Consider the following 23,046-nt stretch of genomic DNA (forward strand, 5'->3'; position numbering starts at 1 on the left):
TATTTTTGACTTTGTTGCGTATTCCCTGACAGGACATCCAGACGCTATGCCCGTGAATTTTGACCTTAACGATCTTTATGCTTTCAGAGCGTTAGTGGAATACGGTAACTTCCGTGTCGCTGCTGAATCCATCTGTTTATCCCAGTCAGCGCTAAGCCGCAGGATTGAAAAGCTGGAAGCCGCGCTGGGAAACCGGCTGTTCGATCGTACCACCCGCCGCGTGGCCTTAACGCTATACGGGCAAAACTTTGCTGAACGCTCCGCGCAGCTGCTCGACAACGTTGAGTCAATGCTGGCGGATGTTGATAAAGTCAGTGAAGAGCGGACGGGGCTGATCACGGTTGCCACGGTACCGTCCGCCGCCTGTTACTTTATGCCTGATGTGATCCGTCGTTTTCAGTCTCGCTATCCGCGCGTTCGCATTAAGCTCATCGACAGCAGCGCGGGGAATGTGATTGACGCCGTGGCCCGAAGCCAGGCGGATTTTGGCATCTCCTTCGCGGGAAACCTGCCGTCTGACATCGAATTTTTCCCGCTGGTGGAGGATGTCTACGTTGCGGCGTGCAGAAAGGATCATCCGCTGGCGCAGAAGAGTCACCTGAGCTGGAAGGCGTTTTATCAGCAGGATTATATCTCCCTCGATAAAACGTCTGGCAACCGCAACCTGCTCGATCGGATGCTGGGGGATATCGTTCCCGAACGCCCCAGCGTCTGCGAAACGCGTCACGTTACCACGATGATCGGCATGGTAGAGGCGGGGATCGGCATTGCTGCCGTTCCCGCCATGTCGATGCCGACGTCAGAGCATACGCTGCTTACGCATCTGCCGCTGGTGGCGCCGGAAGTGAAACGCACCGTGGGGCTTATCCGGCGCCGGGGGCGCATCCAGTCTTATATTGCGGCTGAACTGGAAAAGCAGATCACCGAGCAGTATCGCCGGACGTAACGGGGATCATCCCCGTCTCCTTGATGACGGCCCTTGAGGGCGGTGAGGCGAGATAGGTCAGCAGCGCTTTCCCCTCTGCGGGATGTTCGGCATGGCGGGTGACCGCACCCGCGAAGCGCGTGATGTACTGCAGATTATCAGGGATTTTCCCGATAAAGGTGACGCCCTGAACCGGCAGCAGCTCGCTGACCTGCTGGAAGCCCACGGCGTATTTTCCTTTCGCCACTTCTGAGGCGACCGGAATACGCTCGACCATTGTCGCTTTGCCCGCTACTTCCTTTTCAATCCCCAGCTTTTTGAACAACGCCTGGCTGACATACCTGCCGCTGGCGCTGTCAGAGTAGGCGATGGAGCTGGCCTGCAGCAGCGCGTTACGCAGGGTCGCCTCGCTGCTGATATCAGGAACATCCGCACCTTTTTTCACCACCATGCCAACGGGAGAGTCCGCGAGTTCCGTTCGCGAACCCGGCTGGGTCTGGCTGGCTTTTTCGAGCTTCTCCAGCGCATCGCCCACCATAATCACCACGTCGGCTTTCTCGCCGCGCGCCAGGCGGTTTGGGATCGCCTGCGGCGTAGCGCCCATTGAGGGGCCGGGGATGATCACGATTTTATCCCCGGTCTGGCGTTCATACTCGGGCGCCAGCTTTTCCAGGGCGGCTTTGAAGCCGCCTGAGATCATGACCTTCACGTCCTGAGCGCAGGCATTGACGCTCAGGAACATCAGCACCAGCGAGCTGGCGCTATAGCGATAAGTGCGTTTCATACTGCCCCCTGTGATTTGACGGTGTTTTGCAGCGATACCGCACGGCGGCGGTAGAGGTAGAGCGTGGCCAGCAGGGCACACACCGCGGCGAAGCTCATCCAGTAGCCAGGCGAGGCTTTATCACCGGTGTATTCAATCAGCGCGGTGGACATTACCGGGGTAAAGCCGCCAAAGACCGCCGTTGCCAGGCTGTAAGCCAGAGAAAAGCCCGCCACGCGAACTTCTGCAGGCATAATTTCCGTCAGGGCCGGGATCATCGCGCCGTTATAGAGGCCGTAGAGGAAGGAGAGCCACAGCAGCACGCTCAGCATCATGGAGAAGCTGGGGGCACTCGCCAGCAGCGTCAGGGCCGGGTAGCTGGTCGCAAGCGCCAGCAGGGCCATGGCAATCAGCACCGGCTTGCGCCCGAAGCGATCCGACAGCGCGCCGCCCACCGGCAGCCAGATGAAGTTAGAAACCGCCACCAGCAGCGTGACCAGCAGGCTGTCCGACGCGCTGAGCATCAGCACTTTTTTGCCAAAGGTGGGGGCGTAGACGGTGATCAGATAGAACGCGGTGGTGGTCATCGCCACCATCAGCATGCCCGCGACCACCACCTGCCAGTTGCCAAGCAGCGTTTTAAAGACCTGACGCATTTCCAGATGATGGCGGCGCGCGCTGAACTCTTCCGTCTCCTCCAGCTTGCGGCGCAGGAAAAAGATAAACGGCACGATTAAACAGCCGAACAGGAACGGGATGCGCCAGCCCCATTCGCGAATGGCGCTCTCTTCCATCAGGGCATTCAAGGCAAAGCCCATTGCGGCGGCGACCATAATGGCGACCTGCTGGCTGCCGGACTGCCAGCTGGTGTAAAACCCTTTGCGGCCGGGCGTGGCGATTTCAGCCAGATAGACCGAGACGCCTCCAAGCTCCGCGCCGGCGGAAAAACCCTGCAGCAGACGGCCCGTCAGCACCAGCAGCGGCGCCCACAGACCGATGCTTTGATAAGAGGGGATAAGCACAATCAGAAACGTCCCCGCCGCCATGATGGACAGCGTGACGATCAGCCCCTTTCTGCGGCCCACCTTGTCGATATAGGCGCCAAGCACGATGGCACCGATCGGACGCATCAAAAAGCCCGCGCCGAAGACGGCGAAGGTCATCATCAGCGACGCAAATTCACTGCTCGCCGGGAAGAACGTGTGGGCGATGTAGGTGGCATAGAAGCCGAACAGAAAGAAATCGAACTGCTCAAGAAAGTTGCCGGACGTGACGCGAAGTATCGCGCCCGCCTTCGAACGTACGGTTGCAGGTGAGGTTGAGGAAAACATGGTTATCTCCAGTTTTATTGTTGACGTTTTACGCGTCTGTTTCTGAAAACTGGATCAGGAAGAGGAATTAGATAAGCGCAAATGCCGCATCGACTGATGCATTTCTTGCATGAATATAATCCGTCGAATAAATACAATTAATGGCAACAATAACTTAACAAAATGTTGGCTTTTTATTCACCAATATTCTGTAAGTCTCTGATATTGCGATTTTGTGATGTGGCGCAGAGGCGCGTTTCAGAATGAGCCGGGTAACCGCGTCGTTACCCGGCGGAGGCCATTTAGCGCAGCGCCCTGGCAATCGCGCTAAACATCAGAGAGGCTTCCAGCGGCTGGGCGCTGAAGGACGGTTCCGCCTGCGGCCAGGTAGACCACTGGACGATGACCAGATTTTCCTTCGGGTTCACCATAATCATCTGCCCGAAAATGCCCAGCGCCCAGAGTGAACCTTTTAGCGAATTCTGTGCCGTCGGCTCTACGCCCGCGACGTTGGCGGGCACTTCGTTGTTCCACCACTGATAGCCGTACAGCCCCTCGGGATGGGCGTCAGAGACCGAGCCTTTGGCCTTCGTCCAGTCTGACGACTGCCGGATCCAGTTTTCCGGCAGGATGGACTTACCGTTCGGCAGCGTACCGTTGTTCAGGATAAATTGCCCGAAGCGTCCCCAGTCCTCCAGCGTGGCGTTAAAGCCGTGCGCGCCGACGTCGTGCTGGCCTTTGCTGTAGGCATGCCACACGCCGTCGCTCGCCATGCCGTAAGGCTGCCAGATGCTTTTCTCCAGATAGGCCGCAAGCGTCATGCCGGTGGCCCGCTCCAGCACGTCACCCAGCAGCCAGGCGCCGCCCGAAGAGTAAGACCAGTTCTCTCCGGCCGGGTGCGCCCTGCGCAGCCCCTTCACCAGCTTGCGCACGCAGTCATAGGTACCCGGCTTCGCCTCGCACTCGGTGAGCTGCGCGAAGTCGGATTTAGGGTTGGTGTAATCCTCGTTCCACGCCACGCCGGAGGTATGGGTGATAAGCTGCTTAAGCGTCACGCCGTCCCACGCGGTGCCTTTCAGGTCGGGTTCATACCGCGTGACCAGGTCGTCGAGCGAGTGAATTTTTCCCTCTTTGAGGGCCACGCCTGCCAGCGCCGATACCACCGATTTCCCAACCGAGCGAGAGGTCCAGAGCGTGGAGTCGGTGTTGCCCTCTCCAAGGTACTTCCAGGCGATTTTGCCGTCCTTCAGCACCAGCATGCCGCTGACGTTCTGGCGCTTGAGGTACTCCTGAAGGCCGTAGCGCCTGCCGTTGACCTGATAGTGTGCGTCCGTGAGCGGCTTGTCAGACATTTGCAGCGGCACGGCGTTACCGTGGCGGAAACGATCCCCGGCGTAGTTGCGGTAGTCATTGCGAAAGCCCACCACGCGATCGGCCTGGCTCCAGGTGAGCATCTTATGGGGGTCAGGCAGCGTGGTGTCGAAGGGGGCTGGGCAGGCGCTGAGGTCGGTGCCTCTACAGGCCGCCACTGCCGCAGGGGAGATCAGGGTGCTGAAGACAAGGCCCGCCAGCAGGGCATGGTTTACTTTTCTGTTTTTCATATCCGTCTCTTACAGGTTAGGAACGGCTTCAGTTTAAAAATCCCGGGGCTATAATAAAAAACGCGTAGCGGGGGAAAATCCCCCAAAAAACAGAAGGAGCGTAGCGTGGCGGGACTGATTTACTCTTTTGCACAGCTCGAGGCATTTACCGCCGTGGCCGAGAACGGAAGCCTGAGTAAAGCCGCGGTGGCGCTGAAGAAGGACCGAACGACGCTTCGCGATCTGGTTGATTTTCTTGAGGATGGGTTAGGCTACGCGCTGTTTATTCGCGACGGTCGCACCCTGCGGCTCACGCCCGAAGGGGAACAGCTTCAGCGCCAGGCGCACCTGCTGATGCGGCAGGTAAAAGCCTTTGAGGCGTTTGCCAGAGAGGTGCCGCACGGTGCCAGGCAGGACCTGACGCTGGTCTACGATCCTTTTACGCCCAGAGCCTTTCTGCACGGGGTAATTGCTGAAATGGCGGTGCGAAAAATCCGCCTGAGCCTTATTTGCGCCTCGCGGGATGAATCGGAACGGCTGCTTGCGAACAACGAGGCGGATCTCGCCATCTGCCAGGCACGCAACCGCAGCGTGGGCAATGATATGGATTGGCGTGCCCTGGGTGCCATCGATATGGATTTTTATGCCGCCAGCGGGCTGTTTGCTGACCGTTCTTCGCCTCTGTCGCTGCTCGATCTCTCCCTGGTGCCCCAGGTCGTCATGCACCCCGCCTCGGACGAGCCGGTGGCGCGCCGCTTGCAGATTTCCGGGCATACCCTCTTTACCAATGAACCGGAGATGCTGCGCGGTTTGCTGGAGCGCGGCTGCGGCTGGGGATTCTTACCGACGCATTTTCACGCCGGGCAGTGGCAAAACGTAAAAAGGCTGCACACCGAAGTGGGCAGCCAGGGGATTGGTCAGACGATGGTCACCATCTGGAAGCCGGGGAGCGACAAGCGCAGCACGATCGCTGAAACGCTGTCGCTCTTGCCGGACGTATGGAAGCACTCAGCGCTGTGAACAGCCTTTACACTGCTGGTTCTGGATCTGCTGGAAGAAATCGTTGCCTTTGTCATCCACCAGGATAAACGCCGGGAAGTTCTCGACTTCAATTTTCCAGATGGCTTCCATTCCCAGCTCAGGATACGCGACGCACTCCAGGCTCTTAATGCTGTTTTGCGCCAGCACCGCCGCCGGGCCGCCAATGCTGCCCAGGTAGAAGCCGCCGTGCTTATGGCAGGCGTCGGTTACCTGCTGGCTGCGGTTGCCTTTTGCCAGCATGATCATGCTCGCGCCGTGGGACTGCAGTAAGTCCACATACGAATCCATGCGCCCTGCGGTGGTTGGGCCAAGTGAGCCAGACGCGTAGCCTTCCGGCGTTTTGGCCGGGCCCGCGTAGTAAATCGGATGATCTTTGACGTACTGCGGGAGTTCTTCGCCGTTGTCGAGCAGCTCTTTCAGCTTCGCGTGGGCGATGTCGCGCGCCACGATGATGGTCCCGTTCAGCGACAGGCGGGTAGAGACCGGGTGCGCGGAAAGCTGCGCCAGGATCTCATTCATCGGCTTGTTCAGGTTGATGCTGACCACGTCGCCTTCGCCCTGCTGGCGCAGTGATTCAGGAATATACTGACCCGGGTTGTGCTCCAGCTTCTCGATCCAGATCCCGTCGCGGTTGATTTTCGCTTTGATGTTGCGGTCCGCGGAGCAGGAAACCCCCATGCCGATAGGGCAGGAGGCGCCGTGGCGCGGCAGGCGGATCACGCGGATGTCGTGGGCGAAGTATTTACCGCCAAACTGCGCGCCGAGGCCGAGGTTCTGTGCTTCCTGAAGCAGCTCCTGTTCCAGCTGAACATCGCGGAACGCCTGGCCGTGTTCGTTGCCTTCCGTCGGCAGCGCGTCGTAGTAGCGCGTGGAGGCCAGCTTCACGGTTTTCAGCGTGCTTTCCGCCGAGGTGCCGCCAATCACGAACGCGATATGGTAAGGCGGGCAGGCAGCGGTCCCCAGGGTACGCATCTTCTCAACCAGATAGTTTTTCAGCTTAGCCGGGGTGATCAGCGCTTTGGTTTCCTGATACAGATAGGTTTTGTTGGCAGAGCCGCCGCCTTTAGCCATGCACAGGAATTTATACTCATCGCCGTCAACGCTGTAGAGATCGATCTGCGCCGGCAGGTTGGTACCGGTATTCACCTCTTTATACATATCCAGCGCCGCATTCTGGGAGTAGCGCAGGTTGTCTTCAATGTAGGTGTTATACACGCCCTGGCTCAGGGCCGCTTCATCACCGCCGCCGGTCCAGACGCGCTGGCCTTTTTTACCCATGACGATCGCGGTGCCGGTATCCTGGCAGGTCGGCAGCACGCCCTTGGCCGCGATTTCGGAGTTGCGCAGAAACTGCAGGGCAACGTACTTATCGTTCTGGCTGGCTTCCGGGTCGTTGAGGATGGCGGCAACCTGCTTCTGGTGGGAAGGACGCAGCATAAATGCGGCATCGTGGAAGGCCTGCTGCGCCAGCAGGGTCAGCGCTTCCGGCTCCACCTTCAGGATTTCCTGGCCTTCGAACTCGGCAACGGAGACGTGCTCTTTGGTCAGCAGATAGTATTCGGTGTCGTCATGCGCAAGAGGGAAGGGGTTCTGGTAGATAAACGGTTTGTTTGACATAGCGTATTGCTCCACAAAAATTAAACCGCCGGAGGATAAGTCCGGCGGTCAGGAATCAGAACATCATGGACATCCACGGATAGCCAATCAGCAGCAGGGCCGCCAGGAAGATGGCACCGAAGATGGTGCCGAGGCGCCAGTAGTCTTTGGTTGGCAGGTAGCCGCTACCGTAGTAGATCGGGCTTGGACCAGTACCGTACGGGGTGATGATCCCCATCACGCCCAGCGAGGTCACCATCAGCAGAACAAACACTTCCATATTCATGCCCGGAATGGTGGAGGCGATGGTCAGCATCGCTGGCAGCAGCGCCGTGGTGTGCGCGGTGGTGCTGGCAAACAGGTAGTGCAGCAGGTAGAACGCCAGCAGCAGGACGATGGTCGCCACGCCCGGAGAGATACCGCTCATTAACAGACCGCCTTCTTTACCCAGCCAGCTGATAAAGCCGGTAGAGGAGAGGCCGTCCGCCAGCGCAACCAGGGTGGCGAACCAGACGAAGGTGTTCCACGCCGCTTTGTTACCGGTGATATCGTTCCACTCCAGCACGCCGGTCCACAGCATCAGGCCGACGATGAGCAGGGCAGCCATAGCGGGCTCAATCCACGCGGCAGCGAAGATCCACATCAGCAGCGCGCAGCACACGAATACCAGCAGCAGGATTTCGTTGCGGGACAGTTTGCCGAGTTTTTCCAGCTCACGGGTCGCCCACAGCGGCACTTCGTTGTTCACCTTCACTTCTGGCGGGTAGAACCAGTAGGCCAGCAGCGGCATGGTCAGAATCAGCAGGATGCCCAGCGGCAGGAAGGCGAGGAACCAGGTGCCCCAGGAGATATCAATCCCAACCGTACTTTTCACCAGCGCCAGGGCCAGCAGGTTTGGCGCGAGGGCGGAAAGGAACATTGAACTGGTGATACAGGCCGCGGTGATCGCCACCCACATCAGGTACGAACCAATCTTACGCGCGCTTGGGTCGTTCGGTTTTGAACCGTACAGCGGCGGCAGGTTAGCGATAATCGGGTAGATGGTCCCGCCGCTGCGCGCGGTGTTGGACGGGGTGAACGGTGCCAGCAGAAGGTCAGCAAACGTAATCGCGTAACCGAGCGTCAGGCTGCGACGGCCAAGGTACTTCACCAGAATCAGCGCCAGACGGCGGCCGAAGCGGGTTTTGTCATAGCCTGCGGCGAACATAAAGGCACCGAAAATCAGCCAGACGGTAGAGTTACCAAACCCGCTCACCGCCCACTTAAAGGAGGCGCCTGCCAGCTTGAATTTCGGGTCAGCCAGCTGCTCAGGGCTGAACAGTACCCACTGGCTGCACAGGGCAATGGCGACCACGCCGGTCAGACCGATCACCGCGCCCGGCAGCGGTTCGAAGATCAGACCAACGATCACGCCGACGAAGATGGCGAAGTAGTGCCATGCGTAAGGAGGCAGTCCTTCCGGTACCGGAACAAACAGCAGCAGTACGGCGACGATGACGGGCAGAGCCATCATCAGCAGACGTTTTGCGTTTCCATTTGATGCCTGGTTCGCCACAGGGGGCGTTACAGCAGTTTTTGTATTCATAGTTTCACGTCTTAAGTTGTCAAAGATTCGGTCGTACTGAAAAAACAAAATCACTTTCTTAAGTTTCTTTGCTTTTTTTAGTTATTAAAGGTGCGGTTTTGTATTTTCAGTAATAGCAATTTAACGCTTTTACGGTGGCGCTAAATTAAAAAATGATGATGTTTTTATATTGCGCTTTTGGATGCCATAACTATTGATCGCGATCAAAAAAACAGAATTGCAGCGTTGTTTTTATGCTTTTATTAATAACCACTCAGGCGTATGTGGGTATTACCTGTTTTATTGGTTTGTTTTATCATTTTTGTAACATTTATGTTTTCTGTGTTTTTTATGTTGTTGTTTTTTGTGATTTTTTGTTTTGTCTGTGAATTGGTTTTACCAATTTTTATTTAACGAACTTTAAATTATTGTGAATGGCTGAATTACATTCGCTAACACCAATGTGTTATTTGTGTTATTGCAGGGATTAAATAGTTTTTTAACTAACGTAATAACTTTAGAAACTAAAAAAATCATTATATTAATATCATGACATCGGCAAATAACGACGAACTAAAAAACCAATCCGATAACGAATTCTTAATTTTTTAAAAGTTTGGAGTTTCTATTATGAGCACTAACGAACGCATTCTTAGCCCCTTCACATTACCGAATGGCACTGAACTGAAAAACCGTTTGTTAATGGCCCCTATGACCACCTGCACCGGCTATTACGACGGCACCGTTACCAGCGAACTGGTGGAGTACTATCGTGCCCGCTCCGGCAGTATCGGCACCATCATTGTGGAGTGCTGCTTCGTCGACGATCTCGGCCTCGCCTTCCCGGGCGCGATCGGTATTGATAATGACGAGAAAATTGCCGGTCTGGCGAAAATCGCGGAGGCGATTAAATCTAAAGGCTCTAAGGCCCTGCTGCAGATCTACCACGGCGGCCGCATGGTTGACCCGAAACTGATCGGTGGCCGTACGCCGGTTGGCCCAAGCGCCGTTGCCGCGCCGCGTGAGGGTGCAGCAACCCCAGTGGCGCTGACTGGCGAAGAAGTCGAAGGCATGATCGGCAAGTTTGGTGAAGCGGTGCGCCGCGCCATCCAGGCCGGCTTCGACGGCGTGGAAATCCACGGGGCAAACACCTATCTGATTCAGCAGTTCTACTCACCGAATTCAAACCAGCGTGACGACGAGTGGGGCGGCAGCCGCGATAACCGCGCGAAGTTCCCGCTGGCGGTTCTGGATATCACCCACAAAATGGTGCGCCAGTACGCGGACGACGCGTTTATTATTGGCTACCGCTTCTCCCCTGAAGAGCTGGAAGTGCCGGGCATCCGCTTTGAAGACACCATGTACCTGCTGGAAAAACTGGCGGCACGCGGTGTGGATTACCTGCACTTCTCCGTCGGCGCGACCCTGCGTCCTTCCATTGTCGACACCCAGGACCCGACGCCGCTTATCGAAAAATACTGCGCGATGCGTTCTGAAACGCTGGCGCAGGTTCCGGTCATGGGCGTGGGTGGCGTGGTGAATGCCGCCGATGCCAATGAAGCGCTTGAACACGGTTACGACCTGATTGCCGTGGGCCGTGCCACCATCGCCTATCCGGACTGGACCGACCGCATCGCGGCCGGGGAAACGCTGGAGCTGTTTATGGACAGCACCCAGCGCGAGGCGCTGAATATTCCTGAACCGCTGTGGCGCTTCTCGCTGGTAGAAGCGATGATCCGCGACATGAGCATGGGCGAATCCAAATTCAAACCGGGCATGTTCACCGAGAAGGTGCAGGACGACGCGAACGAGCTGGTAATTAACGTCAGCCTGGAAACCGACCGTATTGCGGACATCGAGCTGGCCTCTGGTCCGAGCGAAGACGTTGAGTTCGTCACCAGCTTTGAAGAGATCCGTACCCGCATTCTGGACGCCAATACCCCGCACGTGGATGCCATCACCGGCGCAACCAGCCAGAGTGAAGCGGTGAAGAAAGCGGTCTCTAAAGCAATGCTGAAATCCAGCAAAGCGCTGGCAGCGGAAGAGGGCGTTGACCCGAACGAAACCCGCAGCGTGGACGTGGTGGTTGTCGGCAGCGGCGGCGCCGGTCTGGCGGCGGCGATTCAGGCTCACGACGAAGGCGCGAGCGTGCTGATTGTTGAGAAAATGCCAACCATCGGCGGGAACACCATTAAAGCCTCTGCCGGTATGAACGCCGCCGAAACCCGCTTCCAGCGCGTGAAGGGCATTCAGGACAGTAAAGAGCTGTTCTACCAGGAAAGCCTGAAAGGCGGCGGCAACAAGAATAACCCGGAACTGCTGCGTCGCTTCGTCGAGAACGCGCCGCAGGCGATTGAGTGGCTGGCAACGCGCGGCGTCATGCTGAACGACATCACCACCACCGGCGGGATGAGCATCGACCGTACTCACCGTCCAAAAGACGGTTCTGCGGTGGGCGGTTACCTGATTAGCGGCCTGGTGCGTAACGTCAACAAACGCAACATCGAGGTAATGCTGGATACCTCCGTCAGCGACATTATCTTCGAAAACGGCGAAGTCACCGGCGTGCGCCTGACCACCGAAGAGAATGAAACCGTCACCGTGGCAGCAAAAAGCGTGATTGTGGCAACGGGCGGTTTCAGCGCCAACAGCCAGATGGTAGTGAAATACCGTCCGGATCTGGAAGGTTTCGTCACCACCAACCACAAAGGGGCGACCGGTGGCGGTATCGCGCTGCTGGAGCGCATCGGGGCAGGCACTGTCGATATGGGCGAAATTCAAATTCACCCAACCGTGGAGCAGAAAACCTCGTATCTGATTTCCGAATCCATCCGCGGCGGCGGGGCGATTCTGGTGAACCAGCAGGGGAACCGCTTCTTTAACGAGATGTCGACCCGCGACAAAGTCTCGGCGTCTATCATCGACCTGCCGGAGAAATACGCTTACATCGTCTTTGACGAGCACGTACGCGCCAAAAACAAAGCCGCTGATGAGTACATTGCCAAAGGCTTCGTGACCAGCGCCAGCTCGCCGAAAGCTCTGGCGGAAGCGCTCGGTATGGATCATCACGCTTTCCTGGCGACCCTGGAACGTTACAACGGTTTCGTTGAAAAACAGCACGATGACGACTTTGGTCGTACCACCGCGCTGCGTGCGCCAATCAATGAAGGGCCATTCTACGCCATTCAGATTGCGCCGGGCGTGCACCACACCATGGGCGGCGTGACCATCAACACCGAAACCTGCGTGCTGGACAGCAGCCACAACGTGCTGCCAGGCGCGTTTGCGGCCGGTGAGGTGGTCGGCGGGATCCACGGCGGTAACCGTATCGGCGGTAACGCGGTGGCAGATATCATTATTTTTGGTACCCTTGCAGGACATCAGGCGGCTCTGCGTTCGAAAAAGAGGTAAGGCACCTGTTTCCCAGGCCGGATACGCGCAGCGCTATCCGGCATTTTCCCCGGCGGCGCGGTGCTAGCCGGGGCTACATCTGAGGACTCCTGCCATGCCTGATAACCATCGCGTTTACAGCTACTCCGCCGTCCTGATGGGCTCACCCATTCTCCTGAAACTCTTTTCCCACGATGAAGCCCTCGCGTCACGCGTGTTTCGCCTGATCAAACAGTATGAAGACCTGCTCACCGTTAACCGCGCGCACTCGCAGGTGATGGACATCAACCATGCGGCTGGCCAACATCCGGTCACCGTCAGTCGGCCAGTGTTTGATCTGATCCGCTGCGCAAAAGCGGCAAGCCTGTTCAAGGACAGCGCTTTTAACCTGGCTATAGGTCCGCTGGTTAAGCGCTGGAAGATTGGTTTTCAGGGGGATAGCGTTCCGCCTGCCGATGAAATCGCGTCGCTGCTGGCGATAACCCGTCCAGAAGATGTCCTCCTTGATGAGGCCAGCAGCAGCGTGTTTCTGACCAGAGCGGGGATGGAGATCGATCTTGGGGCCATCGCCAAAGGCTATATCGCCGACAGGGTGCGTGATTACCTTCGTAAAGAGGGCGCTGAGCTGGGGCTTATCAATCTCGGCGGAAACATTCAGACGTTAGGCTCGCCGGAAGGGGGCTGGAGCGTCGGGCTGAAAAAACCGTTCGCCGGTGACGCGCTGATCGGCACGATGACCGTAGAGAACCTGTCCGTCGTGACGTCGGGAACGTACGAGCGCTACTTTGAGCAAAACGGCAAGCGCTATCACCATATTCTCGATCCGCGCACCGGATATCCGCTGGACAACGAGCTGGACAGCGTGACGATTGTTTCGAAAGACTCCATCGACGGCGATATCTGGACGACGCTGATGTACGGCATGGGGGTAGAGAAGGGCTGTGCCGCCCTGCGCGCGCGCCCCGATATTGAAGCAATCTTTGTGACCAAAACAAAAGAAGTGGTGTTCTCTTCAGCACACCACTTCCGCTTTACCCTGCTGGATAACGACTACCGCGTTACTGGCAGTATTGCTTGAGCAAGCCGGTCTGCTCCGGCTGAAGACGGTAGCGATACACCGGACGACCGGTTGCGCCGTAGTGAATGCTGGTGAACAAAATGTTGATTTGCGCGAGCCAAATCAGGTATTTACGGCAGGACACGCGGGAGATGTTGACGGCGTTTGCCAGGTCATCGGTAGAAAACTCCGTTTCCGGGTGAGCGTCAATCCACTGGCAAATCGTGCGCAGCGTTTGCGGCGTTAACCCCTTCGGCAGCTTTTTACTGTCCGCCAGTTCCGGCGCCCCGCCGTGGATCAGCCGGTCGACGTCGGCCTGCTCATAGTACTGGTGCGAACCCATCAGGTTGTGCTTTGCCTTCCAGCCGTTCAGCGCCTCTTCAAAGCGCGGGAACTGGAACGGCTTGATCAGATAATCCACCACGCCGTAGTGAATGGAGGTCTGGATCGTGGCTGCGTCGGCAGCCGACGAGATCATAATTACATCAATTGGGCGGCCGGATGCGCGAATAACGGGCAGCAGATCCAGCCCGTTATCCTGCTGCATATAGACATCCAGCAGCACCAGATCGACCGGCTGCCCGGGGTTATTAATGATGGCCTCGGCCTGGTTTAGCGTGGAGGCGACGCCGCAGCAGCTAAAACCTTCAACACGGTTGACATACAGACGGTTGAGGTCGGCTACCATGGCGTCATCATCGACAATTAATACATTTATCACGCGATATTCCTCTCGCTATTCCAGGGGATGTGAACAAAAAATTGGGTAAATACGCCCGGCTCAGACTCGACGGTGATATCGCCGCCGAGGTTCTGGATTTGCTGGCGAGCAAGGAACAGCCCAACGCCACGGTTTTCACCTTTTGTCGAGAAGCCCTTTGTAAAAATAGCCTCCAGCTGAGTGGGATCAATGCCGGGGCCATCGTCGCTGACTTCGCAGCTGAGCCAGCCATTCTGATAATGCAGCAGCAGGCCGATCTCACCTTCCTGCTGTCCTTCCATCGCGTCGAGCGCGTTTTCAATGAGGTTACCCAGCGCGGTGATCAGCACCGCGACCTGCTCTTCACTCGCGGTATCCGGTATCTGGCATTCATCCGCCAGCGTCAGGGTGACGCCCGCTTCTTTCGCCCGGTTGATTTTACCCAGCAAGAACCCAGCGATAACCGGGGATTTTACCTTGCTCTGTATCGTACCGATATCCGTCTGGTAATTTTGTGCCGTCTGAATGATGTACTCTTCCAGCTTGTCGTAGCGCTTCATGTGCAGCAGGCCCAGGATCACATGCAGCTTATTCATAAACTCGTGCGTATGGCTGCGCAGGGCGTCGACGTAGTTGACCATGCCATCAATACGCTGCATTAGCTGGCTGATTTCCGTTTTATCACGGAAGGTGGTGATGGCGCCGATCACCCGATCCTGACTTTTAACGGGCACCATATTGCACAGCAACAGACGCCCGTTACAGCTGATCTCCTGATCCTGACGCGCGACGCCCGTCTTTGAGACTTCACGCAGGCTGGCCAGCAGGGGCGCGCTGGCGTTTTCGGTCTGCTTGCCGGAGGGAAGAAGCAATATTTCTCTGGCGGTCTGGTTGATCATCGTCACGCGCCCGTGAATATCGACGGCCAGCACCCCCTCGCGAAGCGACTGCAGCATCGCCTGACGCTGTTCGAACAGGGCGGAAATTTCGTAAGGTTCGAGCCCGAACAGGATGCGTTTCAGGACCCGCACCAGGCCCCAAATCGCCATCGAGCTCATAAAAATACTGAATAAAATGGTCCAGACGGCGTTTAGCCGCCCGCGGGCAATTTGCTCTTCAACCTTATTCAGGGAGATACCGACCACCACCACGCCGATCTGCTCGTGCTGGCCGTCGTAGACGGGCGTAAACACGCGCAGCGCTTCGGCGAGTGCCCCCCGGTTAACCGATACGTTCTCTTTGCCTTCCAGCGCGGGGGTTAAATCGTCGCCGATAAAATGCAGCCCAAGCAGCGCTTCGTTCGGGTGTGAATAGCGGATCCCGCGCATATCGGTGACCACGGTGAACAGCAGATCGTTTCGCTTCGTTACCGCCTGGGCGATGGGCTGAATAATATTCTCCTGCGGTGCCTGCATCAGGCCGCGCTGTATCTCGGGGCTGTCGGCGAGGGTGCGGGCAATACCGAGCGCGGTGTCTTTAACATCATCGCGGGTCGCCCGGGTGATTTGTACGGAGTAGAGCGCAAAGACCACCAGCAGCACAGAGGCAATAATCGCGCACACCATCAACGTGACCAGGGTATTCAGCTTCATGGGGCGCTTGCGCGTCGGAAGGAAAGGCTGCAAATCGCTCATCAACACTCCGCGATGATTAAGAAAGGGTAATTATCGCCGATGACGCGCTTTTCTTAAAGCCATGTAAAGGCGTGGATTTGGTCCTCTTTTCGTGACCCTCCTCGCAGGTCATCTATATAAAACACTCTATAGTGTGTGGGTACTCATAATAAGGAGGCTGTTTATGAGCATTATGCTTACCGGTTCGGTCAAGGAAAGACGGCACGCCAGCACGATGAATATTGATAGATTGTCCACGCTGGACATGCTGAAAGTCATTCACCAGGATGATGCACTCATTTCTGCTGCGATCGCCCCCTGTTTACATACCCTCGCCCGCGTGGTGGACAACGCCGCCGCGACGCTCAGCCACGGCGGTCGCCTGGTCATCGTTGGCGCGGGCCCGTCGGGGTGCATTGCGCAACAGGTTGCCGATGAATATGCGCCGGGCAAAACCCCTGTGATGGCCGTTTCGGCACAAGAAGGGGAAGGAAGCTACGAGCGCGGCGTTGCCGATCTTCAGGCCATCAAGTTTGGTGAACACGATATGATGCTGGCAGTAAGCGTCAGCGGAAAAACGCCGTGGGTCTGGGGAGCAATGCGGCATGCGTGGTCGCTGGGTTCACCGGTCGCCATTATTACCGGTGATGCGCAAAGTGAAGCCGCACAGCTGGCGAGCATGGTTATCGCTCCGGAGCTGGGGGCCGATGTCGTCGCAGGCTACATCAACACCAAAGCGGGGATTGCGCAAAAAATGATCCTCTCGATGATCGCCACCGGGCTGGCCGTCCGAACCGGACGGGTTTACAGCAATCTGCGCGTGGATCTTGAGGCAGGCACAACCAAATGGGCTGAACGGCAAATCGCCATTGTGATGGAAGCGGGAAGATGCAGCCGGACGGAGGCAAAAGCCGCGCTGGAGAGCTGTAACCATAACTGCAAAACGGCGGTATTAATGGTGCTGACAGGGCTGGATGCATGGAAAGCCCATGAGCTGCTGGCGCAGAATAACGGGTTTATCCGCGTAGCGCTGCAGGAAGCCCCGTAATATAAAGTGAAGATATAAAAAAGGCCGCAGTTGCGGCCTTTGATATTTTTGGAGATTAGAACTGGTAGGTCATGCCTACGCCAACGATGTCATCGGTGGAAATACCGTATGTGTCATACAGCGCTTCGTCCTGATCCAGCATGTTGATTTTGTAATCAACATAGGTAGAGAAGTTTTTGTTGAAGCTGTAGGTCATGCCCAGGTCGATGTAGTTAACCAGATCCTGATCGAATCCTTTACCGTCCAGGTCTTTACCTTTTGAGTAGACCCATGCCAGGGAAGGGCGCAGACCGAAGTCGAACAGGTACTGAGCAACCGCTTCAAAGTTCTGAGTCTGGTTGGCGATACCAAAGTTGCCGATTGGCGTCATGTTACTGGTTTCAGCATACATTATTGCCATGTAGACGCTGTTAGCATCGTATTTCGCGCCCACGGTCCAGGCTTCAGCTTTTTCGCCACCCGCATAGCCAATGCTTTCATAGCTTTTGCCGTATCCAACCTGCCTGTTGGTACGATCGGAAGACGAGTACGCTGCACCCAGGCTCAGGCCGGTAAGATCGCCAGAGAAGTCATAGCTGGTAGAGATACCGAAGCCGTCGCCATTCTGGAAACGAACATTATCATGACCGTTTTTAGTACCTTCCTGATCTTCTGTTGCATCCTGGTTTTCGTTCGCCCCCTGATACTGCAGCGCGAAATTCAGACCCTCAACCAGACCGAAGAAATCCTGGTTACGATAGGTTGCCAGACCGTTAGCACGACCGTTCATAAAGTTATCGGTCCAGGTGTAAGAGTCACCGCCAAATACCGGCAGCATATCGGTCCAGGCCTCTACGTCGTACACGACACCGTAATTACGGCCATAATCAAATGAACCGTATTCGCCATATTTCAGGCCAGCATATGCCAGACGGTTAAACGATCTGTCACCCGCGCCTTCGGTATCGTTAGCGAAGGTTTTGTATTCCCATTGACCGTAACCGATCAGGTTGTTAGCGATCTGGGTTTCGCCTTTGAAACCAATCTGTACATAGGTTTCGTCGCCGTCATCGCCAGCGTTGTCAGAGAAGGTGTGACGCGCATCGACTTTGCCGTACAGGTCAACTTTGTTGCCGTTTTTGTTGTACATTTCAGCCGCATTGGCAGCGCCAGCCATTAATAAAGCGGGTACCACAATTGCCAGAACTTTTCTTTTCATTATATATTCCCTTTAGAAATAATTTATATGAATAATTTAAACATAATTTATATGAATATATGTAATCACCCTCCGTAATTACAGGCATGATACTATTCCAGGAGGTGTTATTTAGTTTCAAAAATAAATGTAATTAAATGCTGTTAAATATTGCTAAATATTTCTATTAATCTCTTTATTTTTCTGATGAATTAATTGGTTGAATTTATATGGTGTAATTATTATTAAGTATTTCGTAATTCTATTTTTAAATTGGTTTAATTTGTCTGTGTTATAATTCACTCTCTTTTAATCAACAGGACATGACGATGGAACTTGCCCGCTGGCAGCACAGATTTGAGCGCTGGCTCGAGGAAAACCACAGCACCGACGATACCGCACATGATATTTCGCATTTTCGTCGGGTCTGGATGACGGCGCAAAAAATCATGGATCGCCAGATGGTGGAACCGCTGGTGATCCTGACCGCATGCTATTTCCATGATATTGTCAGCCTGCCGAAAAACCATCCCGAACGCGGTCGGTCATCGCAGATGGCAGCGCGCAGAGCGTGCGAGATTCTGCGCCGCGACTTTCCTGACTTTCCGCCAGAGCACGCTGCCGCCGTCGCGCACGCGATTGAGGCGCACAGCTTTAGCGCCGGGATTACGCCGCAGAGCATGGAAGCCAAAATTGTGCAGGACGCAGACCGGCTGGAAGCGTTAGGGGCTATCGGTCTGGCGCGCGTCTTTGCCGTCTCGGGCGCACTGGGCGTGCCGCTATTCGATGCAGACGATCCCTTTGCCGATGAACGTCCCCTCGACGACCGTGCGTTTGCCCTCGACCATTTTCAGACCAAGCTGCTGCGTTTGCCTGATACAATGCAAACGGAAATGGGCCGCGAACTGGCACGTCACAATGCCGATTTCCTGATCCAGTTTATGGCGAAACTTAGCGCCGAATTACACGGCGACTGCCTCGGGCTGGATAGCCAGGTGCTGAGCCGCTTCCGTCGCAGTTTGCGCAACTGAACTGTGGTAATCTGTTCCCAGTCTTTATTCTCCGGTTAAAAGAATGCAGGAAAATCGATCAGTGACAGAGCCCGCGCCCGCGCAGGCTGAGAAATCAACGGCAACGGTGCAGGCCTTACTGCGCCAGCTGTTGGATATCTATGATGCTAAAACGCTGGCCGGTCTGCTGGTGGCGCACGGCGAGAGCCACTGGAGCCCGGCGATCCTTAAACGTCTGCTGACCAGCGAACGCGCTGGGCGTCGCCTGAGCGAAGGCGAGTTTCGTTATCTGCAAAACCTGCTTCCGCGTCCTTCAGCCGCGCACCCGAACTATGCCTTCCGGTTTATCGATCTGTTTGCCGGTATCGGCGGCATTCGGCACGGCTTTGAAGCTATCGGCGGGCAGTGCGTGTTTACCAGCGAGTGGAACAAACATGCCGTCCGGACCTACAGGGCCAACTGGTACTGCGATCCGAACGAGCACCATTTCAACGCGGATATCCGCGATGTCACCCTGAGCCATAAAAGCGGCGTGAGCGATGAACACGCCGCCGAGCACATTCGCCAGACGATCCCGGCGCATGACGTGCTGCTGGCGGGCTTCCCGTGTCAGCCTTTCTCGCTGGCCGGCGTCTCCAAAAAGAATGCTCTTGGACGCGCCCACGGTTTCGCCTGCGATACGCAGGGAACGCTGTTTTTTGACGTGGCGCGCATTATCGACGCCTGCCGCCCGGCCATCTTTGTGCTGGAAAACGTCAAAAACTTAAAAAGCCACGACGGCGGAAAAACCTTCCGCATTATTATGCAAACGCTGGATGAGCTGGGTTATGACGTGGCCGATTCAGAGGATATGGGCGCGGACGATCCTAAAATCATTGATGGGAAACATTTCCTGCCCCAGCATCGCGAACGTATCGTGCTGGTGGGCTTCCGCCGCGATCTCAATCTGAAAGGGGATTTCACCCTTCGGGATATTCCTTCTCTGTATCCCGAGCGCCGTCCCACCGTGGCCGATCTGCTTGAACCGGTCGTCGACGCGAAATTTATCCTGACCCCGGTGCTGTGGAAATACCTTTACCGCTATGCCAAGAAGCACCAGGCGAAAGGCAACGGCTTCGGTTTTGGGATGGTAAACCCGAACGATCCGCACAGCGTCACCCGCACGCTGTCTGCTCGCTACTATAAAGACGGTGCGGAAATCCTGATCGACAGAGGCTGGGACAAGGCGCTGGGTGAAAAGGATTTCGACGATCCGCACAACCAGCGTCACCGTCCGCGGCGCTTAACGCCGCGAGAATGCGCCCGGCTGATGGGCTTTGAGTCCCCGCAGGGTTACCGCTTCCGCATCCCGGTTTCGGACACCCAGGCGTACCGCCAGTTTGGTAATTCGGTGGTGGTTCCCGCGTTTGCGGCGGTGGCCAAACTGCTGGCCTCGCGCATCCGACAGGCGGTGGCACTTCGTCAGGGTGAGGCCGTCAATGACGGATGTTCACGATAAGGCGACGCGCAGTAAAAACATGCGTGCCATCGGCACGCGTGACACCGCCATTGAAAAGCGCCTGGCCGGACTGCTGACGCAGGCGGGCTTTGATTTCCGCGTACAGGATCCCGCCCTGGCGGGGCGCCCGGATTTCGTCATCGACGCCTGGCAGTGCATCATCTTTACCCACGGCTGTTTCTGGCACCATCACGACTGCTACCTGTTTAAAGTCCCGGCGACGCGCACCGATTTATGGCTGGATAAAATTGGCAAGAACGTCGAGCGCGACCGCCGGGACCTTAGCGCGCTGATTGCGCAGGGCTGGCGGGTGCTGATCGTCTGGGAATGTGCGCTGAGAGGCAGATTAAAGCTGAACGATGCCGATCTGAGCGAACGGCTGGAAGAGTGGATCTGCGGCGGCGGCCAGACCGCGCAGATCGACACGCAGGGCATTCACCTGCTTACGGTTTCTCCACCTCGCAAGGCGTGACCACCGGTTTTGCCGGCAGCAGATATTTGCCCAGCGTGACCAGCACGACGGCAAACACGATGATCCCAAGCGCAATCCATTCCACAGGTGAGAGCGTTTCTCCCCCCAGTCCTGTTCCGAGCAGTACGGCCACGACCGGGTTGACGTAGGCGTAGCTGGTGGCGACAGCCGGAGAGACGTTGCGGATCAGGAACATATAGGCGTTAATAGCGATGATGGAGCCAAACAGCGCCAGGTAGCCAACCGCCAGAAAGCCCGACAGCGGCGGCAGGGTCGTCAGCGTTTCTCCCGTTAGCGCGGAGGCCAGCAGCAGGACAATCCCCGCGGCAAGCATCTCAATCGCACCGGCCATCATGCCGGTCGGCAGTTCGATACGCGACCCGTAGACGGAACCAAACGCCCAGCTCATCGAGCCAATCAGGATAATCACCGCACCCCACGGATTCCCGCTCAGGTTACCGCCGCTATTCAGCAGAATGATGCCGGCCAGGCCAATGCCAATCCCCAGCCATTCCAGCTTGCGGGTGCGGATGCCGAAAAGGCGGCTAAAGCAGAGGGTAAACAGCGGTACGGTGGCAACGACCACGGCGGCGATCCCGGACGGGACGTTCTGGTGCTCGGCAATCGTCACAAACCCGTTACCCACCGCCAGCAGCAGCAGGCCGATTAGGGCGGCATTCAGCATCGGGCGCAGCGGGGGAAGCTTATGCCCGCGCAGGAGCAGGAAAGCCAGCAGCAGGATGCCCGCCGAGAGGAAGCGAATGCCCGCCATCATCAGCGGCGGCCAGCTCTCCACGCCGATGCGAATAACAAAGTAGGTTGAACCCCAGATGATGTACAGCGAAAAGAGTGCCCCGATGAGCGGTAGCAATTGCCGGAAACGCATAATCCCTCACGACGAAATAAAAAGTTCGCTGATAGTAAACGCGAAAACTATCGCGCTGGCGAGCCCTTTAATGGTGTAGCGTATGTGAATTTTTTGTTGACGTAAGGTGCCTGTTTCCGGGTTTGCGCTTTTGCTCCATACTATTCACTTAATTACCAAAAAATGAAGGATTAAGATTTTGGCAGGAAGTAGCTTATTAACATTGCTGGATGATATTGCCACCTTACTGGACGACATTTCAGTGATGGGGAAACTGGCGGCGAAAAAAACCGCGGGCGTGCTGGGAGATGATTTATCGCTTAACGCCCAGCAGGTGAGTGGGGTGAGGGCAAACCGTGAACTGCCGGTGGTGTGGGGCGTGGCGAAAGGCTCCTTCCTGAACAAGGTGATTCTGGTGCCGCTGGCGCTGCTGATCAGCGCGTTTATTCCCTGGGCCATCACGCCGTTACTGATGATTGGCGGGGCATTTCTCTGCTTCGAGGGCGTGGAGAAGGTGCTGCACTCCTTTAGCGCGCGCAAGCAGAGCGATACGCCGGAGGTGCGCCAGCAGCGTCTTGAAGCGCTGGCCGCGCAGGATCCGAAAACCTTCGAGCGCGACAAGGTCAAAGGCGCCATTCGTACCGACTTTATCCTGTCCGCCGAGATTGTCGCCATTACGCTGGGCATTGTCTCTGACGCGCCGCTCCTGAATCAGGTTCTGATCCTCTCCGGCATCGCGATTCTGGTCACCGTGGGCGTGTACGGTCTGGTGGGGCTGATCGTCAAGCTGGACGATATTGGCTACTGGCTGGAAGAGAAGTCGAGCGCGGTGGCAAGAGGCATAGGCAAAAGCCTGCTGGTACTGGCCCCGTGGCTGATGAAGAGTTTGTCGGTGGTAGGCACGCTGGCGATGTTCCTCGTGGGCGGCGGAATTGTGGTTCACGGCATTGCGCCGCTGCACCATGCCATCGAACATTTCTCCTCCACGCAGGGGACCGTTATCGCGGCGATTCTGCCCACGCTGCTGAATCTTGTGCTGGGCTTTATCATTGGCGCTATCGTCGTCGCGGCGGTGAAGCTGGTTGAGAAAATTCGCGGCACGTCGCACTAATTGTTACCCGCGGCAGGATGCAAAAAGACCATTCCTCGTCTAAATTGAAACAGTTTCACCCTGATACAGGAGGCAGGTATGGTCTTTTTGGTCAGTGATGAAGTTAAGCCTAAGAAGGGCGGCCCACGTATGATTGTCACCGGGTATTCCAGCGGAATGGTGGAATGTCGGTGGCACGATGGCTATAGCATCAAGCGGGAAGCATTCCGTGAAGATGAGCTTCAGCCGGGGGACGGGCAGCACCAGCGGGACAAGGCTTAATCACATAACGCCCGGCTTTGCCGGGCGTTTTTATCTCAAGTACCGGGTGTAAGGCAGCGATCAGG

19 protein-coding genes are annotated in these 23,046 nt (G+C 56.5%); 10 read left to right on the forward strand and 9 right to left on the reverse strand.

The window, feature by feature from the left end:
* Window positions 1-46: 46 nt before the first annotated feature.
* A complete protein-coding gene (gene psrA, locus RVY89_RS04715) occupies window positions 47-946 on the forward strand; it encodes an L-proline-binding transcription factor PsrA (protein WP_371899369.1) in 900 nt (299 codons plus the stop codon).
* On the opposite strand, the gene RVY89_RS04720 is transcribed toward psrA, so the two are convergent.
* The 3 genes from RVY89_RS04720 to RVY89_RS04730 form a co-directional block, all read right to left on the reverse strand.
* Window positions 921-1,709, reverse strand: coding sequence for a substrate-binding domain-containing protein (locus tag RVY89_RS04720; protein WP_484827064.1), 789 nt, complete (start codon window positions 1,707-1,709; stop codon window positions 921-923). The two genes, psrA and RVY89_RS04720, sit on opposite strands and share 26 nt — an antisense overlap.
* Window positions 1,706-3,019 (reverse strand): tricarballylate/proton symporter TcuC, encoded by a 1,314-nt coding sequence (gene tcuC / locus RVY89_RS04725; protein ID WP_484827065.1) that lies wholly within the window; start codon window positions 3,017-3,019, stop codon window positions 1,706-1,708. Before tcuC ends, RVY89_RS04720 begins: the two co-directional genes overlap by 4 nt.
* 281 nt (window positions 3,020-3,300) lie before the next feature.
* Window positions 3,301-4,599 carry a serine hydrolase domain-containing protein gene (locus RVY89_RS04730; protein ID WP_484827066.1) on the reverse strand — a complete coding sequence of 433 codons (1,299 nt, stop codon included), beginning with the start codon at window positions 4,597-4,599 and terminating at the stop codon, window positions 3,301-3,303.
* Between the two features lie 105 nt (window positions 4,600-4,704).
* Between RVY89_RS04730 and RVY89_RS04735 the strand changes: the two genes are divergently transcribed.
* Window positions 4,705-5,598, forward strand: a complete 894-nt coding sequence (locus tag RVY89_RS04735; protein WP_484827067.1) for a LysR family transcriptional regulator — start codon at window positions 4,705-4,707, stop codon at window positions 5,596-5,598.
* Here the strand turns inward: RVY89_RS04735 and fumA are convergent.
* Window positions 5,587-7,236, reverse strand: a complete 1,650-nt coding sequence (gene fumA / locus RVY89_RS04740; protein WP_028019612.1) for a class I fumarate hydratase FumA — start codon at window positions 7,234-7,236, stop codon at window positions 5,587-5,589. The genes RVY89_RS04735 and fumA overlap by 12 nt on opposite strands.
* Window positions 7,237-7,291: 55 nt before the next feature.
* On the reverse strand, window positions 7,292-8,800 hold the full coding sequence (locus RVY89_RS04745; RefSeq protein WP_023325580.1) for an anion permease: 1,509 nt from the start codon (window positions 8,798-8,800) through the stop codon (window positions 7,292-7,294).
* A 609-nt stretch (window positions 8,801-9,409) separates the two neighbouring features.
* On the opposite strand from RVY89_RS04745, the gene RVY89_RS04750 reads away from it, so the two are divergent.
* Window positions 9,410-12,190 (forward strand): flavocytochrome c, encoded by a 2,781-nt coding sequence (locus RVY89_RS04750; RefSeq protein ID WP_484827068.1) that lies wholly within the window; start codon window positions 9,410-9,412, stop codon window positions 12,188-12,190.
* A gap of 94 nt (window positions 12,191-12,284) precedes the next feature.
* On the forward strand, window positions 12,285-13,247 hold the full coding sequence (locus RVY89_RS04755) for an FAD:protein FMN transferase (protein WP_484827069.1): 963 nt from the start codon (window positions 12,285-12,287) through the stop codon (window positions 13,245-13,247).
* On the opposite strand, the gene dcuR is transcribed toward RVY89_RS04755, so the two are convergent.
* Together dcuR and RVY89_RS04765 are read right to left on the reverse strand one after the other, a co-directional pair.
* Window positions 13,228-13,947, reverse strand: coding sequence for a two-component system response regulator DcuR (gene dcuR / locus RVY89_RS04760; protein WP_023336197.1), 720 nt, complete (start codon window positions 13,945-13,947; stop codon window positions 13,228-13,230). The genes RVY89_RS04755 and dcuR overlap by 20 nt on opposite strands.
* On the reverse strand, window positions 13,944-15,560 hold the full coding sequence (locus RVY89_RS04765; protein ID WP_484827070.1) for a sensor histidine kinase: 1,617 nt from the start codon (window positions 15,558-15,560) through the stop codon (window positions 13,944-13,946). Before RVY89_RS04765 ends, dcuR begins: the two co-directional genes overlap by 4 nt.
* Before the next feature lie 163 nt (window positions 15,561-15,723).
* Between RVY89_RS04765 and RVY89_RS04770 the strand changes: the two genes are divergently transcribed.
* Entirely contained in the window at window positions 15,724-16,587 is an 864-nt protein-coding gene (locus tag RVY89_RS04770; protein ID WP_484827071.1) for an N-acetylmuramic acid 6-phosphate etherase, read from the forward strand.
* Between the two features lie 55 nt (window positions 16,588-16,642).
* Here RVY89_RS04770 and ompC read toward each other — a convergent pair whose 3' ends face one another.
* Window positions 16,643-17,785, reverse strand: a complete 1,143-nt coding sequence (gene ompC / locus RVY89_RS04775; RefSeq protein ID WP_484827072.1) for a porin OmpC — start codon at window positions 17,783-17,785, stop codon at window positions 16,643-16,645.
* Between the two features lie 308 nt (window positions 17,786-18,093).
* On the opposite strand from ompC, the gene RVY89_RS04780 reads away from it, so the two are divergent.
* The 3 genes from RVY89_RS04780 (at window position 18,094) to RVY89_RS04790 (ending at window position 20,744) form a co-directional block, all read left to right on the forward strand.
* On the forward strand, window positions 18,094-18,795 hold the full coding sequence (locus tag RVY89_RS04780) for a phosphohydrolase (protein WP_484827073.1): 702 nt from the start codon (window positions 18,094-18,096) through the stop codon (window positions 18,793-18,795).
* 61 nt (window positions 18,796-18,856) lie between these two features.
* On the forward strand, window positions 18,857-20,272 hold the full coding sequence (locus RVY89_RS04785) for a DNA cytosine methyltransferase (protein WP_484827074.1): 1,416 nt from the start codon (window positions 18,857-18,859) through the stop codon (window positions 20,270-20,272).
* Complete coding sequence (locus RVY89_RS04790; protein ID WP_484827075.1) at window positions 20,253-20,744, forward strand: very short patch repair endonuclease; 492 nt, start codon at window positions 20,253-20,255, stop codon at window positions 20,742-20,744. The genes RVY89_RS04785 and RVY89_RS04790 overlap by 20 nt, the downstream gene beginning before the upstream one ends.
* Here RVY89_RS04790 and yedA read toward each other — a convergent pair.
* Window positions 20,716-21,630, reverse strand: coding sequence for a drug/metabolite exporter YedA (yedA, locus tag RVY89_RS04795; RefSeq protein WP_484827076.1), 915 nt, complete (start codon window positions 21,628-21,630; stop codon window positions 20,716-20,718). The two genes, RVY89_RS04790 and yedA, sit on opposite strands and share 29 nt — an antisense overlap.
* Window positions 21,631-21,808: 178 nt before the next feature.
* On the opposite strand from yedA, the gene RVY89_RS04800 reads away from it, so the two are divergent.
* A complete protein-coding gene (locus RVY89_RS04800) occupies window positions 21,809-22,720 on the forward strand; it encodes a DUF808 domain-containing protein (protein WP_484827077.1) in 912 nt (303 codons plus the stop codon).
* A 78-nt stretch (window positions 22,721-22,798) separates the two neighbouring features.
* Window positions 22,799-22,981, forward strand: a complete 183-nt coding sequence (locus tag RVY89_RS04805) for a YodC family protein (RefSeq protein ID WP_023618677.1) — start codon at window positions 22,799-22,801, stop codon at window positions 22,979-22,981.
* The last annotated feature ends 65 nt before the right edge of the window (window positions 22,982-23,046 follow it).

The sequence above is a fragment of the Enterobacter sp. 3U4 genome (genome assembly GCF_057224565.1).